Source organism: Streptomyces pinistramenti (assembly GCF_020564935.1).
Classification (GTDB): Bacteria; Actinomycetota; Actinomycetes; order Streptomycetales; family Streptomycetaceae; genus Streptomyces; species Streptomyces pinistramenti.
In genome coordinates, this window is sequence record NZ_JAJCXB010000099.1 from 1 (window position 1) to 14,946 (window position 14,946).

Genomic DNA, 14,946 nt, shown 5'->3' on the forward strand with positions numbered 1-14,946 from the left:
GGCGAGCCCGCGGCCGACCGCGCCGAGCCGGGTCGCGGCGCCGTCGGGAAGCGCGTCGACGAAGTCCAGCGCGCCCGCGTCCCGCAGCGCCCCGCGCAGCGCCGCGTCATCGGCGTCCGGCCGCGCCAGCCGTACGTTCTCGGCGATGGTGCCGGCGAAGAGGTGCGGCCGCTGCGGCACCCAGGCGATCCGGCTGCGCCAGTCTTCGGGGGAGAGCGACGCGAGGTCCTGCCCGTCGACGAGGACGCGGCCCGCGGACGGCTCGGTGAAGCCGAGCACCACGCTGAGCAGGGTGGACTTGCCCGCTCCCGAGGGGCCGACCAGCGCGACGGTCTCCCCGGCCCGCACCTCGAACGACGTGGCGGGCAGCGAGTCGGCGCTCCGGCCTGGATGGCGCACGGTCAGCCCCTCGACGGTCAGCGCGGTGCCGGCCGGGACGGGGGCGGTGCCGGACGCCCGCAGCGGCGTCTCCAGCACCGCGAAGATCTCTTCGGCGGCCGAGAGCCCTTCGGCGGCCGCGTGGTACTGCGCGCCCACCTGCCGCAGCGGCAGATACGCCTCCGGCGCCAGGACCAGCACCATCAGCCCCGTGTAGAGGTCGAGTTGGCCGTTGACCAGGCGCATTCCGATGCCGACGGCGACCAGGGCGACGGAGAGGGTGGCGAGGAGTTCGAGTGCGAAGGAGGAGAGAAACGCGATCCGCAGCGTGCGCAGGGTGGCCCTGCGGTAGGCGCCGGTGATGGCGCGGATGGAGGCGGCCTGGGCCTTGGCCCGGCCGAAGACCTTGAGGGTGGGCAGGCCCTCGACGACGTCGAGGAAGTGCCCGGAGAGCCGGGCGAGCAGCCGCCACTGCCGGTCCATCCGCGACTGCGTGGCCCACCCGATGAGGATCATGAACAGGGGGATCAGCGGGAGAGTGATGACGATGGTCAGCGCGGAGATCCAGTCGCCGGTGACGATCCGGGCCAGCACGGCGACCGGGACGACGACGGCGAGGCCGAGCTGCGGCAGATAGCGGGCGAAGTAGTCGTCCAGCGCGTCGATGCCGCGGGTGGCGAGGGTGGTGAGTTCGCCGGTGCGCATCTCCAGGGTGGCGGCCGCCTGCGGGCCGGTGGCCGTCCCGCCGTCCGGGGGGCGCAGCTCGGCACCGGGCCCGAGCCGCGCCGCCCGTTCGATCAGCCGCATCCGCAGCTCGGACTTGACCGCGGCGCTCGCGCGGTGCGCGGCCAGCTCGGTGAGCCAGGAGACCAGCCCGCGCCCGACCGAGACCGCGGCGAGCAACGCCACGGGAGTGGTCAGGTCCTGGAGATCGAGCGCGTGCTGGAAGGCCCCGACCACGATCTCGGCGATCAGCATGGCCTGGCCGACGACCAGACCCGCCCCGGCAAGCCCGAGCACCACCACCGCGATGAGGAATCCTCGGGTGGCGCGGGCGTAGTGGAGCAGGCGCGGGTCGACCGGTTTCACGTGAAACATCCGTCCAGATGAGCCGGCCGAGGCCGCCCCCGGAGGGGCGAACTCGGCGTAGCAGTACGGCTAGTGGGCCTCGGCGATGTGCTGGGTGCCGATCCGCTTGCGGAACACCCAGTACGTCCACCCCTGGTACAGCAGCACGATCGGTGTCGCGATACCGGCGCACCAGGTCATGATCTTCAACGTGTAGGGACTGGACGAGGCGTTGGTGACCGTGAGGTTCCAACTCTCGTTCAACGAGGACGGCATGACGTTCGGGAAGAGCGTCAGGAACAGCATCGCGACCACGGCCACGATGGTGACCCCGGAGAACGCGAACGCCCACCCCTCCCGGGCGATCCGGTTCGCCCCGAGCGCCGCGACCAGCGCGACGACCGCCACGATCAGGGCGATCAGGCTGCCGCCGTCCCCCTTGCCGGCCTGCGTCCAGCTCAGGAAGCCGACCGCCAGGACGGCGGTGACAAGACCGAGGACGGTCGCCATCCGGCGCGCCCGCTCCCGGATGTCCCCCACCGTCTTGAGCGAGGCGAACACCGCGCCGTGGAAGGTGAACAGGGACAGCGTGACCAGACCACCGAGGATCGCGTACGGATTGAGCAGGTCGAGGACGCTGCCGACGTACTCCTTGTGCGCGTCGATCTTCACGCCGCGCACGATGTTGCCGAACGCCACGCCCCACAGCACCGCGGGCAGCAGCGAGGTCCAGAAGATCGCGTGCTCCCAGTTCCGCTGCCAGTTCTCCTCGCTGCGCTTGGCGCGGTACTCGAAGGCCACACCGCGCACGATCAGGCAGACGAGGATGAGCAGCAGCGGCAGGTAGAAGCCGGAGAAGAGGGTGGCGTACCACTCGGGGAAGGCCGCGAAGGTCGCGCCGCCCGCGGAGAGCAGCCAGACCTCGTTGCCGTCCCAGACCGGGCCGATGGTGTTGATCAGGACCCGCCGTTCCGCGCGGTCACGGGCGAGCAGCTTGGTGAGGACGCCGATGCCGAAGTCGAAGCCTTCGAGGAAGAAGTACCCGGTCCAGAGAACGGCGATCAGGACGAACCAGACGTCGTGGAGATGCACAGTCGCCTCCTAGTACGAGAAGGCCATCGGCCGGTCGGCGTCGGTACTGTCGCCGCCGATCTTGGTGGGCGGGTTGAGGTCGGAGTCGGTGAGTTCCTGGGGCCCTGACTTGACGTACTTCACCAGCAGCTTCACCTCGACGACGGCGAGGATCGCGTAGAGCGTGGTGAAGACGATCAGCGAGGTGAGCACTTCACCCTGCGAGACGCCGGGCGAGACCGCGTCGGATGTGCGCAGCACGCCGTAGACGGCCCATGGCTGGCGGCCGGTCTCGGTGAAGATCCACCCCCAGGAGTTGGCGATGAGGGGGAAGCCGAGGGTGACGAGGGCGAGCCACCAGTACCACTGGGTGAAGCGTGCGCCGAGCGCCTTGTTCTTGGTGAGGGCCAGCCGCGGTGGCTCCTCGTCCCCGGTCCGCAGCCCCGGCGAGAGCCAGAACTTCTTCCGGGTGAGCCAGAGCCCGGCGAGCCCGATGACGAACGACGTCATGCCGAAGCCGATCATCCAGCGGAAGCCCCAGTAGGCGACCGGGATGTTGGGCCGGTAGTCGCCCGGCCCGAACTTCTGCTGCTCGGACTTGTTGACGTCGTTGATGCCGGGGACCGGCGAGGTGAAGTCGTTGTGGGCGAGGAAGGAGAGCAGGCCGGGGATCTCGATGGCGACCTTGTTGTGGCCCTTCTGGACGTCGCCGTAGGCGAAGACGGAGAACGGCGCGGGCTGTTCCTTGTCCCACAGCGCCTCGGCGGCGGCCATCTTCATCGGCTGCTGCTTGAACATCACCTTGCCGAGCTGGTCACCGCTGATCGCGGTGAGGGCACCGGCGATGACCAGGGTGACCAGGCCGAGCCGCAGCGAGGTGCGCATCACCTTGATGTGCTTCTTGCGCATGAGGTGGTACGCGGAGATGCCGACCATGAAGGCGGCGCCGGTGAGGAAGGCCGCGGTCAGCGTGTGGAACACCACGACCAGGGTGGTGTCCTGGGTGAGCACCTTCCAGAAGTCGGTCAGCTCGGCCCGGCCGTTCGCGGCGTTGTACTTGTAGCCGACGGGGTGCTGCATCCAGGAGTTGGCGGCGAGGATGAAGTACGCCGACAGGATCGTGCCGATCGAGACCATCCACATGCAGAAGCAGTGGATCTTCTTGGGGAGCTTGTCCCAGCCGAAGATCCACAGGCCGATGAAGGTGGACTCGAAGAAGAACGCGATGAGCGCTTCGAACGCGAGCGGGGCGCCGAAGATGTCACCGACGAACCGCGAGTAGTCGGACCAGTTCATGCCGAACTGGAACTCCTGGACGATGCCGGTGACGACACCCATCGCGATGTTGATCAGAAAGAGCTTGCCCCAGAACTTGGTGGCCTTGAGGTACTTCTGCTTCGCCGTTCGCACCCAGGCGGTCTCAAGTCCGGCCACCAGAGCGGCGAGGGAGATCGTCAGGGGGATGAACAGGAAGTGGTAGACGGTCGTGATGCCGAATTGCCATCGCGCCAGGGTCTCTGGCGCCAACGCCAGTTCCACGTCATTCTCTCCTTACGTCGCCGTTGCACTACGGCAGTTTGCACCAAATAACCCCAATGAAGCAGGGCATAAAGGGCGCGCTTGTGAACGCGTTCACATTCACAAGCATTATCTCTCACATGCTTCCGGCCATTCTTACGGGGGGTGCGTGACCGCGGTCACGCAGGAACCCACGACACGCGCCACGCGCTCGCCGCGGGTGGCCTTCCCGAGGGCAGGCACAAAGAACAGGGGCCGCGAGCCGTCAGGCCCGCGGCCCCAAGGGCCCGAAAACCACCCGTCACAACGCCTTGCGGAACTCCTCGGCGGCCTGCAGGAACAGATCCATCGCCGCACTCTCGCCGATCGTCACCCGCACACCCTCACCGGCGAACGGCCGCACGACGACACCGGCCCGCTCACACGCCGCCGCGAAGTCCGTCGTACGGTCCCCCAGCCGCAGCCAGACGAAGTTGGCCTGCGACTCCGGAACCGTCCAGCCCTGCCCGGCCAGCGCATCGACCACCCGGGCCCGCTCCGCGACCAGCGCATCGACCCGCTCCAGCAGCGCCGCCTCGCTGCGCAGCGAGGCCACGGCCGCCTCCTGCGCGAGCTGGCTGACGCCGAACGGCACCGCCGTCTTGCGCAGCGCAGCGGCCACCGGCTCATGCGCCACCGCGAAACCGACCCGCAGCCCCGCCAGGCCGTACGCCTTGGAAAAGGTGCGCAGCACACAGACGTTGGGCCGGTCACGGTAGAGATCCACGCCGTCCGGCACCTCGGCGTCGCGGATGAACTCGCGGTACGCCTCGTCCAGCACCACCAGCACGTCCCCGGGCACCCGGTCCAGGAACGCCTCCAGCTCGGCACGGCGCACGACGGTGCCCGTGGGGTTGTTGGGGTTGCAGACGAAGATCAGCCGGGTGCGGTCGGTGATCGCCGCCAGCATCGCGTCCAGGTCGTGCACCTCGTCAGAGGTCAGCGGGACCTTCACGGAAGTGGCACCGGAGACCTGCGTGACGATCGGGTACGCCTCGAACGAACGCCAGGCGTAGATCACTTCATCGCCGGGGCCCGCCGTCGCCTGAACCAGCTGCTGCGCCACCCCCACCGATCCGGTACCGGTCGCCAGATGCTCCAGCGGCACCGAGAACCGCTCGGCCAGCTCCGCCATCAGGCCGGTGCACGCCAGGTCGGGGTAGCGGTTGAAGGCCCCGGCGGCGGCCACCGCGGTCTCCAGTACGCCCGGCAACGGGGGATAGGGGTTCTCGTTGGAGGACAGCTTGTACGCGGCGGGGCCGTCCGGAGCCGGCCGGCCCGGCTTGTAGGTGGGGATGCCGTCCAGTGCAGCACGCAGCTTCGGGGTCTTCTCGCTCACCGCAGGTCCTCCTCGACCGTCCCACTCGACTCCAATACTGCACACCTTATGAGGATTCCCCCATCCGGCGGCAGCCCCCCGCTTCCCGGCCGGCCGTCCTACGGCCCCGGGGCACCGCCGTACGGCACCCGGCCGCGGCCGTGCCCGCCCGTGCCGCGCCCCCGCTCACCCCCGGGGCGCGCTCTCCGCATCAGCGTGCGCCGGTAGCTCACTCCGTGGCGCGCGTCCCTCGTGAAGGTGACTTGAGACCGCTTCGCTACCTGATGAGATCGCCAGGCGAACGCCTTCGATGACCCGGCCAACTCCATCCGAAACCCACAACTCCCTTAACTTCCACGGGTGTTGGCGACTGATCACCTTGCAGAAACGTACCTTCCTCCGAGCGACGGCCGACTCTCTCGAAACGCCCGCCCGAGCCCTACTATCGGCTCGCCATGACAGCAGCAGGGAAGCACCAGGTGAGCCGGTCGACCGGTCGCCGGCTGGGGCGGGCAGGCATCCGAGATGTGGCCGCCGCGGCCGGCGTATCGATCACGACTGTCTCCGACGCGCTCAACGGCAAGGGCCGGCTTCCGGATGCCACCCGTAGCCACGTCCGCGAGGTGGCCGAACGGCTGGGCTACCGCCCGTCCGCCGCCGCCCGCACGCTCCGTACCGGCAAATCGGGCCTCATCGGCCTGACCGTGACCACGTACGGGGATGAACCTTTCACCTTCACCGAATTCGCCTACTTCGCGGAGATGGCCAGAGCCGCCACCTCCGCCGCACTGGCCCGCGGCTACGCCCTGGTCATCCTCCCCGCGACCTCCCGCCACGACGTGTGGTCCAACGTCGCCCTCGACGGCACGGTCGTCATCGATCCGGCCGACGGCGACCCGGTCGTCACCGAACTCGTCCGGCACGGCCTCCCCGTCGTCTCCGACGGCCGCCCCGGCGGCACCCTCCCCGTCACCGGCTGGGTCGACAACGACCACGAAGCGGCCGTCCTCGGCCTCCTCGACCATCTCGCCGACGCCGGCGCCCGCCGCATCGGCCTCCTCACCGGCAACACCACCGACACCTACACCCGGCTGTCCACCACCGCGTACATCCGGTGGTGCGAACGGGTCGGCCAGGACCCGGTCTACGAGTCCTACCCGGCACACGACCCGTGCGCCGGCGCCGTCGCCGCCGACCGCCTGCTGGCCCGCCCCGACCGCCCCGACGCCGTCTACGGCCTCTTCGATCCCAACGGCACGGACCTGCTCGCCGCGGCCCGCCGCTACGGGCTGCGCGTCCCGGACGACCTGCTGCTGGTCTGCTGCAGCGAGTCCACCGTCTACGCCACCACCGAACCGCCGATCACCACCCTGTCCCTCAAACCCCGCCGCATCGGCACCGCCGTCGTCCAGATCCTCATCGACGCGATCGAAGGACTGGGCGACGGGCGCCCGGTCGAGCAGGTCATACCGACCGACCTGATCGTGCGGACCTCGTCCCAGCGCCGGTCCCCCCGCACGACCGTCAGCCCGCCGCGCGGCCCGGCCGGCGACTGACCCGCACCGCCGGCGCAGCACCGACAGCCGGGGCGGGGCACCGCACAAGTGCCCCGCCCCGACTGCGCTGCCCCGGCCGGTCTTCCGGCCCTCCGGCCTCTCGGTCGGACCGTTCCCCGCCACGCCGACCGTCGCATTCACGCCATGATCCGGCCGTCGCGTGTTGGGTACGCTCCCGGAATCGGGCCGGGCGACGCACCGGCGGCGGCACGGTCACCCCACCACGGCCGGGGAAAATCAGGGCGATCTCGGGAGAAAACCGCAAAGAACGCCGGGCTCCGGCCGATTGACCACCCCCGGGTGCGTCACAACCCGCGAGCAGCGTTCCTATGATGGGCGAACGACACCGCGGACCGCCGTCGACCAGGCAAAGGTCCGAGAGGTACACGGCGGCGCAATGGTGGAGGGGTCAATGACTCAGGGGGCCGGTCAAGGACCCATGGCGTGGACCATGGCGGCACACACTCCGGCGTCCCCGCAGCCGCCAGGACCGCCCCCCGGCGCGCCCACGGGCCCGCCGCCGGACGACACCCCCCAGCACTTCCCCACCGCGCCCCCCGCGCCGCTCCCCGCACACTCCCCGGAGCCACCCGAGGAGTACACCCCGACCGCCCGCGACCTCCCCGTCATCGGCGCGGCAGGGCGGGACGACACCCTCATCGACCAGCCGGCAGCCGGTCCCGTACCGGCCACGGAGACCGCACCGGACGGCGTACCGGCCGAGGGGCCAGGCCCCCTGTACGTCGTCGGCGACGTGCACGGCTACTACGACGAGCTGCGCGAGGCCCTCGCCGCCGAAGGGCTGATCGACGCCGACGGCAGCTGGTCGGCGGGCAACGCCCGGCTGTGGTTCCTGGGCGACTTCACCGACCGCGGCCCGGACGGCATCGGCGTCATCGACCTCGTCATGCAGCTGTCCGCCGAGGCCGCAGCCGCCGGCGGGTACTGCAAGGCGCTGATGGGCAACCACGAACTGCTGCTGCTGGGCGCCAAGCGGTTCGGCGACACGCCCGTCCAGTCCGGCGCCGGTACCGCATCCTTCCAGGCCGCCTGGCTGCTCAACGGCGGCCAGAAGACCGACATGGACCGCCTGGAGGACCACCACCTCCAGTGGATGGCCCGCCTGGACGCCGTGATGGAGGAGGACGGGCATCTGCTCGTGCACTCCGACACCACCGCCTACCTCGAATACGGCGACTCCATCGAAGCCGTCAACGACACCGTCCACGACGTGCTGACCCGCAGCGAGGCCGACGAAGTCTGGGACCTGTTCCGCAAGTTCACCAAGCGCTTCGCCTTCCGCGACGAATCCGGCGCACAGGCCGTACGCCAGCTCCTGGACGCCTACGGCGGCACGCGCGTGGTGCACGGCCACAGCCCGATCCCGTACCTCCTGGGCGAGGTGGGAACGGAGGACAGCGACGGCGAGACCGTCGTCGTCGAGGAGCCGCACGTCTACGCCGACGGACTGGCCATCGCGATGGACGGCGGCGTCACCATGGCCGGAAAATTGCTCGTCGTTCAACTTCCCCTGACTGACTGAGCGTTATCCGGGCAGGTGAAGGTCACCTCGGCGGGCGGCCGGCGCACGGCGCGACCGGACGGTTCCGTTCAGGGCCAGACCAATTTCCGGAAACCCCCTGTCACCCCGTGCCGGAGGCGCTCTACCATCGGGCTATCCGTAGCAGGCTCTCCTCCGTTTCCGCCAACTGCCCGGCCATCGCCGGCCCGTACGGCCCTACGGAGCATCGGGGGATGCACATGAACAGCGCTCCGCATCTGCTCAACGAGGACCGCGAGGACTTCGCGCGGCTCCTCGATGAAGCACTGCGTACCGCCGCCCACCGCTCGGATCTCGCCACCACAGCGAACGAGCGCCTCACCACCGAGCAACTGCGCACCCTGGCGCTCGGCGCCACCACCACCATCGCCGCCCGCGCCGCAACCGAGTACCAGCACTACATACGGCTGCGCGACCGGCTGCGCGATCCCGACGCCGCCGCCACGGCCGACGGCGAGGACGCCGAACGCCCCGCCGCCACAGACCCGTTCGCCACCACGGCCGACGGCCAGGACGCCACGTCGGAGACCACCGGCGCGGGACTCGGCGCCATGATCGCCGTCCTCGCCCCGGTCCTCGCGGGCATCGCCGCGGTCCTCTTCCTGCTCATCGGCTACGCCCTGCGCGCCATCGGCCCCGAACAGGCCGCCGCCCGGCCGCTGATCGCCGTCGGATGGATCTTCGCCGCGCTGACCGCGGCCGGGGCGCTGGTCGCGATGGGCGGCCTGGTGATCACCGCACTGCGCAACGGCGCATCGCCCCGCGAGGCCATCGGATACGGCGCCCTGGACGGCGACCTCGACCGCGCCCGCGACGCATGGCACCAGGCCCTACTCGAACACGGCCTGCTGCCCTTCCTCCACGACGCCGTCGCCGCCGGTCCCGATCCCGCCCCGTACCGGGCCACCGCACGCAAGAGCCGCATCCCGTCCCTCGGCTACTCCCGCCCCCGCTTCAGCAGCCCCGACACCGGCTCGACGGGCGCCCGCCCCCGGTATTCCAGCCCCGACTTCACCGGCCCGGACCACGAAGGCCGCGAAGAACGGTCGGAGTAGGGCGGCCCGGCCCGAGGCGCCGCGCGAACGGGCGTCCCGGGGCCGGGTCTCACAAAACGGCCGGATCAGTCGGCGATCGGCAGGTAGACGCGGTTGCCGGCCGCCGCGAACTCCTTCGACTTCTCCGCCATGCCCGCTTCCGCGTCGATCGCCAGGTCACCACCGTGCTCGCGGCGGATGTCCTGGGAAATCTTCATCGAGCAGAACTTCGGCCCGCACATGGAACAGAAGTGGGCCGTCTTCGCCGGTTCGGCCGGCAGGGTCTGGTCGTGGAAGGAACGCGCGGTGTCCGGGTCCAGGGCCAGGTTGAACTGGTCCTCCCAGCGGAACTCGAAACGCGCGTCAGACAGCGCGTCGTCCCACTCCTGGGCCCCGGGATGCCCCTTGGCCAGGTCCGCCGCATGCGCCGCGATCTTGTACGTGATCACGCCGGTCTTCACGTCGTCACGGTCCGGCAGACCCAGGTGCTCCTTGGGCGTGACGTAGCAGAGCATCGCCGTGCCCCACCAAGCGATCATCGCCGCGCCGATCCCCGAGGTGATGTGGTCGTACGCGGGCGCGATGTCGGTGGTCAGCGGGCCGAGCGTGTAGAACGGCGCCTCCTCGCAGATCTCCTGCTGGAGGTCGATGTTCTCCTTGATCTTGTGCATCGGGACGTGTCCCGGGCCCTCGATCATCGTCTGGACACCGTGCCGCTTGGCGAGGGTGTTCAGCTCACCGAGCGTCCGCAACTCCGCGAACTGCGCCTCGTCGTTGGCGTCCGCGATGGAACCGGGACGCAGGCCGTCCCCGAGCGAGAACGTCACGTCGTAGGCGGCGAGGATCTCGCAGAGCTCTTCGAAGTGCGTGTAGAGGAAGGACTCCTGGTGGTGCGCCAGGCACCAGGCAGCCATGATCGAACCGCCCCGCGAGACGATGCCGGTCTTGCGCCGGGCGGTGAGCGGGACGTAGCGGAGCAGCACACCGGCGTGCACCGTCATGTAGTCCACGCCCTGCTCGGCCTGCTCGATGACCGTGTCCTTGTAGATCTCCCAGGTCAGCTCCTCGGCCTTGCCGTCGACCTTCTCCAGCGCCTGGTAGAGCGGAACGGTGCCGATCGGCACGGGGGAGTTGCGCAGCACCCACTCCCGCGTGGTGTGGATGTTGCGGCCGGTGGACAGGTCCATGACCGTGTCCGCGCCCCACTGGGTCGCCCAGGTCATCTTGTCCACCTCCTCCTCGATGGAGGAAGTGACCGCGGAATTACCGATGTTGGCGTTCACCTTCACCAGGAAGTTCTTGCCGATGATCATCGGCTCGATCTCCGGATGGTTGACGTTGGCCGGCAGCACGGCACGACCCGCCGCGATCTCGTCGCGGACGAACTCCGGCGTGACGTTCTCGCGGAGCGCGACGTATTCCATCTCCGCAGTGATCTCGCCGCGCTGCGCATAGGCGAGTTGGCTGACCGCGGCGCCGTTCCGGCCGCGGCGTGGCTGCCGCGGCCGGCCGGGGAAGACCGCGTCGAGGTTCTTCAGGCCGCCGCGCGGTGAGGTGTGCTTGAGGCCGTCATCCTCCGGGCGCAGCGGGCGGCCCGCGTACTCCTCGGTGTCGCCCCGCGAAATGATCCAGTTCTCCCGCAGCGGCGCCAGTCCGCGGCGGACGTCGGTTTCGATGTGAGCGTCGGTGTACGGCCCTGACGTGTCGTAGAGCGTCACGTCCTTGCCGTTGGTGAGGTGCACTCGCCGGACCGGAACCCTCAGGTCAGGGCGCGATCCGGTGAGATAGCCCTTGTGCCAGCCGATCTCCTTGACGGAGGCGTCCTGGCCGGACTCGCCGTTTTCGGGCGTGCGTGCATCCTGCAGAGTCATAGAGACCCAACTCCCTACGCCGGCATTACCCGGTAACAGGTTCGGCGGTCGACGCAGCGGCTCCCGTCCGCGGGCGTTTCACGTGAAACGCCGCTGGGACGAGGATCAGCGCCCTCTCAGCCCGGTGCTCCGAGCTCCCGCGATTGCAAAGGTGCCACCACGGTAGCGGCCGATGCGGCGTGGTGAACAGGGGCCCCGAGGTTCTTGCGATGATCGGCCGGTGACCGGCACCGATCCTCATACGCACTCCCACAGCCATGCACACGCGCACGGGCACGGCCCCACCGCGCCCGTCTCCCGGCATCTGCGCAAGGTCATCGCCGCGGTCCTGATCCCGTTCGCCGCCGCCGTGGTGGTCGGCCTCGCGGTGCTGTGGCCGGGCGGCGCACCCGATCACCGACCGTCCGGAGTCGGCTTCGACCAGCCGACCGAACAGGCCAGGGTGACCAAGGTGGAGGAGGTCAACTGCGCCGACGTACACGCCGAACAGCAGCAACAGCCGTCAACTCCGGGCGGCCCGCCGACCGGGGGAGCGGCGAAGGGGAAACACTGCGAACGCGCGACGGTCGAGGTCACCACGGGCGAAAACGCCGGCCGGACCTTCCAGACGATCGTGACGCCGGACGCGCTGCGGCACTACGCAACAGGGCAGGAAGTCGTCGTCGCGTACTCCCCCAAGGCGCCCAAGGACCTCCAGTACTCGATCAGCGATGTGGACCGCACCTTGCCCATGTGGGTGCTGGCCGCGCTCTTCGCGGGCGCCGTCGTGCTCGTCGGACGGCTGCGCGGGGTGCTGGCGCTGGTCGCCCTGGCGGCGAGCTTCGGGGTCCTGACGCTGTTCATCCTCCCCGCCATCCTGCAGGGCTCGAACCCGCTGCTGGTGGCGGTGATCGGCGGCAGCGCCATCATGCTGATCGCGCTGTACATGTGCCACGGACTGACGGCCAGGACCTCGGTCGCGGTGCTCGGCACCCTGGCCTCGCTGCTGCTGATCGGGCTGCTCGGCTCGGTCTTCATCGGCTGGGCGCTGCTGACCGGCAACACGGACGACACGACGGGGCTGGTGCACGGTCTCTACCCCGGCATCGAGATCCGCGGCCTGCTGCTGGCAGGCATCATCATCGGATCGCTCGGCGTGCTCGACGATGTGACGGTCACTCAGACCGCAGCGGTGTGGGAGCTGAAGGAGGCCGACCCGTCGGCGGGCCGGCGCAAGCTGTACGGCGCAGCGATGCGGATCGGGCGGGACCACATCGCCTCCGTCGTGAACACCCTCGTACTCGCCTACGCGGGCGCGGCGTTGCCGCTGTTGCTGCTGTTCTCGATCGCGCAGAGCAACGTGGGCACGGTCGCCACCAGCGAGGTGGTCGCCGAGGAGATCGTCCGGACACTGGTCGGCAGCATCGGACTGGTCGCGTCGGTACCGCTGACGACCCTGCTCGCGACGCTGGTCGTCTCGGCCGACCGCAGGCCCCAGGGCACTCCGGGGGACGAGAGCGGAGCGCGGGACGTGACCTGGGGTGCGGACGGCGCGACGGACACCGCCGCGACCGTGGGACGGGCGGCCGCGCGTCGCGGTGCGCGGGGGACACGAGGGTCGCGTGGGACGCGCGGCCGACGCCGCAAGGCGTGACGGAACCGCAGCCGGGATCCGCACCGGCCCGATGACGCCCGCCGACCGGTGCGGAAACCGACGCAGCGGGTACCGGGCCGACGCGGCATCCCCTGGGCGAGCGGGAACCGGCACCCTCGGCTGCCGAGCCCGAATCGGAACACCAAGACGAGGCCCGGTCCGGAGGGAGCCGGGGAAGAGTCGGGCGGTGGTGGGTCAGCTCGCCTTGGACGCCTCCGTCAGGATCCGGTCCAGCACGGCTTCCAGGGTGTCGCACACCTCTTCCGCGCCGAGCGGCACCAGCCGGTCCGTCCGGTCGAGGAAGGCCACCAACGGCGGTGCGCTGACGCGGAAGAGCGCGCGTTCGGCACCGACCTGGAGGCTGATGAAGACATCGCTGAGATGCCCGCCGGAGGCCGGCTCGACGCGTACGTCACCCTCCCCGGACGGCCCGCTCAGCCCGTCGAGCAGCAGCTCACGGCTGAAGGCCCACGTGACGGGCACATCGCCGGGCAGGTCGAAGGTGAGGCGTACGGCGTACGGATCGGCGCTGTCGAAATCCAGCTCCACCGGGATCCGGAAGGCGAGTTCCTCCGAGACGAGGAAGCTCATGATCACTTCTGCCTGAACTGTGTCGGTCATCAACCACTGCCCCGCACTTGATCGGAGATGGCCGGGATTCGTCCCCCGTAGCCCTATTGACGCCATCGTCTGTCACGTGCCAGCAGATCACAAGGAGTGAGTTTTCAGATACTGATAGAGAAGGCGAGTGTCGTTAGCGTCGCCTCCGCCATTTTCCGTAGTCGGTCCGTGACGGAGCGCAATCGGTGCAGTTCTCCGGCAGGGAGAGAAACGGCCAACGCCGCGACGGCGGAGCCGACCTGCACGGGAATCGCGGAACATACGGTGCCGAGGGCATATTCCTGGTGCTCATACGCGACCTGGCAACGACGCACCGTATCCAAACGATGCAGTAGATCGTCCTCAGTTCGTACGGAAAAGGGGGTTATCGACTGCACCGGATAACGGGACAAATGCTCCTTGCGCGCCGCCTCGTCGAGCTGGGCGAGCAGACACTGCCCGATCGCATGCGCGTGCGCGGTGGCACGGAAGTCCACCCACTCCTCGACCGGTGGCCGCCCCGGTGCGTTGCTGACGGCCAGCAGCTCCACCTCGCCCTCTCGGTAGACGGCGAAGTAGACCGCGGCATTCAACTTCTTGCTCACCACGGCCAGCGCGTCGGCGAGTTGATGGCGCTGACGGCGGTGCGCCCCGGCACGGCCGATGGAGTCGGCGGCCTCACCGAACACGAAGACGCCGTTCTCCCGGCGCAGATAGCCCTCGTGCGTCAAGGTGCGCAGCAGGTGGTACGTCGTCGGCAGCGGCAGCCCGGCCTCCCGGGCAAGTTGCTTGGCCGGTGCCCCTTCCGGGTGCGCGCCGACCGCCTCCAGCAGCCGTAGCGCGCGCTGCACCGATCCGATCAAAGTGGGGTGGGAAACGGATTCGCCGTTCACGACTGCCAACGTCAACCCCCAGGTCCGATCGCCATGGGGCACGGGGGCCCCGGTCGCGGGATCGTTCCCGCGTCGCGCGCGTCTCCCAGGGCCGCCCCATCCTCGACGTCCGGCCCGATCTCGCTTCACTCGGTATTTTCCGGAACGTCAGCATCCGGAAGACGCCTGCGACGGCACTCTAACTCGGCGGATCGGAGTGGTAACCCGATCGGCTTGCGAGTTAACTCACCTGGCGCACTCCATGACCGACAGTGACCTCCTGGAGCGCCCCCCACACCGCCCGTAAACGCCCAACAACCCACGCGGGCAACGCTGTACAGGGAGATCGCCGCACATGTGCACGATGTCTACGCCTGGGGGTGGTGGGGTGGGGTGGTGGCGGCGAGGCGAGGGGGCAAGCGGGGGC

At 69.6% G+C, this 14,946-nt stretch carries 11 protein-coding genes; 4 read left to right on the forward strand and 7 right to left on the reverse strand.

Annotated features, from left to right (window positions below):
- The 4 genes from cydD to hisC all read right to left on the reverse strand — a co-directional run.
- A partial coding sequence (gene cydD / locus LIU39_RS33570) for a thiol reductant ABC exporter subunit CydD (protein WP_227050762.1) occupies positions 1-1,476 on the reverse strand: 1,476 nt, incomplete at its 3' end.
- A gap of 60 nt (positions 1,477-1,536) precedes the next feature.
- Positions 1,537-2,538 (reverse strand): cytochrome d ubiquinol oxidase subunit II, encoded by a 1,002-nt coding sequence (gene cydB / locus LIU39_RS33575; RefSeq protein ID WP_227050763.1) that lies wholly within the window; start codon positions 2,536-2,538, stop codon positions 1,537-1,539.
- 9 nt (positions 2,539-2,547) lie between these two features.
- A complete protein-coding gene (locus tag LIU39_RS33580) occupies positions 2,548-4,056 on the reverse strand; it encodes a cytochrome ubiquinol oxidase subunit I (protein WP_227050764.1) in 1,509 nt (502 codons plus the stop codon).
- Positions 4,057-4,336: 280 nt separating this feature from the next.
- Positions 4,337-5,413, reverse strand: coding sequence for a histidinol-phosphate transaminase (hisC, locus tag LIU39_RS33585; protein ID WP_227050765.1), 1,077 nt, complete (start codon positions 5,411-5,413; stop codon positions 4,337-4,339).
- A gap of 434 nt (positions 5,414-5,847) precedes the next feature.
- Between hisC and LIU39_RS33590 the strand changes: the two genes are divergently transcribed.
- From LIU39_RS33590 to LIU39_RS33600, 3 genes are all read left to right on the forward strand, one after another.
- Complete coding sequence (locus LIU39_RS33590) at positions 5,848-6,948, forward strand: LacI family DNA-binding transcriptional regulator (protein ID WP_227050766.1); 1,101 nt, start codon at positions 5,848-5,850, stop codon at positions 6,946-6,948.
- 397 nt (positions 6,949-7,345) lie between these two features.
- On the forward strand, positions 7,346-8,491 hold the full coding sequence (locus LIU39_RS33595; RefSeq protein ID WP_227050767.1) for a metallophosphoesterase: 1,146 nt from the start codon (positions 7,346-7,348) through the stop codon (positions 8,489-8,491).
- 212 nt (positions 8,492-8,703) lie between these two features.
- Positions 8,704-9,564, forward strand: a complete 861-nt coding sequence (locus tag LIU39_RS33600) for an FtsZ/tubulin family protein (protein WP_227050768.1) — start codon at positions 8,704-8,706, stop codon at positions 9,562-9,564.
- 65 nt (positions 9,565-9,629) lie between these two features.
- Here the strand turns inward: LIU39_RS33600 and thiC are convergent, their stop codons facing one another.
- Positions 9,630-11,414 carry a phosphomethylpyrimidine synthase ThiC gene (gene thiC / locus LIU39_RS33605; RefSeq protein ID WP_227050769.1) on the reverse strand — a complete coding sequence of 595 codons (1,785 nt, stop codon included), beginning with the start codon at positions 11,412-11,414 and terminating at the stop codon, positions 9,630-9,632.
- Positions 11,415-11,586: 172 nt separating this feature from the next.
- Between thiC and LIU39_RS33610 the strand changes: the two genes are divergently transcribed.
- On the forward strand, positions 11,587-13,047 hold the full coding sequence (locus tag LIU39_RS33610; protein WP_372464150.1) for a YibE/F family protein: 1,461 nt from the start codon (positions 11,587-11,589) through the stop codon (positions 13,045-13,047).
- Between the two features lie 195 nt (positions 13,048-13,242).
- On the opposite strand, the gene LIU39_RS33615 is transcribed toward LIU39_RS33610, so the two are convergent.
- Together LIU39_RS33615 and LIU39_RS33620 are read right to left on the reverse strand one after the other, a co-directional pair.
- Entirely contained in the window at positions 13,243-13,668 is a 426-nt protein-coding gene (locus LIU39_RS33615; protein WP_227050771.1) for an SsgA family sporulation/cell division regulator, read from the reverse strand.
- A gap of 104 nt (positions 13,669-13,772) precedes the next feature.
- Positions 13,773-14,549 carry an IclR family transcriptional regulator gene (locus LIU39_RS33620; protein WP_227050772.1) on the reverse strand — a complete coding sequence of 259 codons (777 nt, stop codon included), beginning with the start codon at positions 14,547-14,549 and terminating at the stop codon, positions 13,773-13,775.
- Between the last annotated feature and the right edge of the window lie 397 nt (positions 14,550-14,946).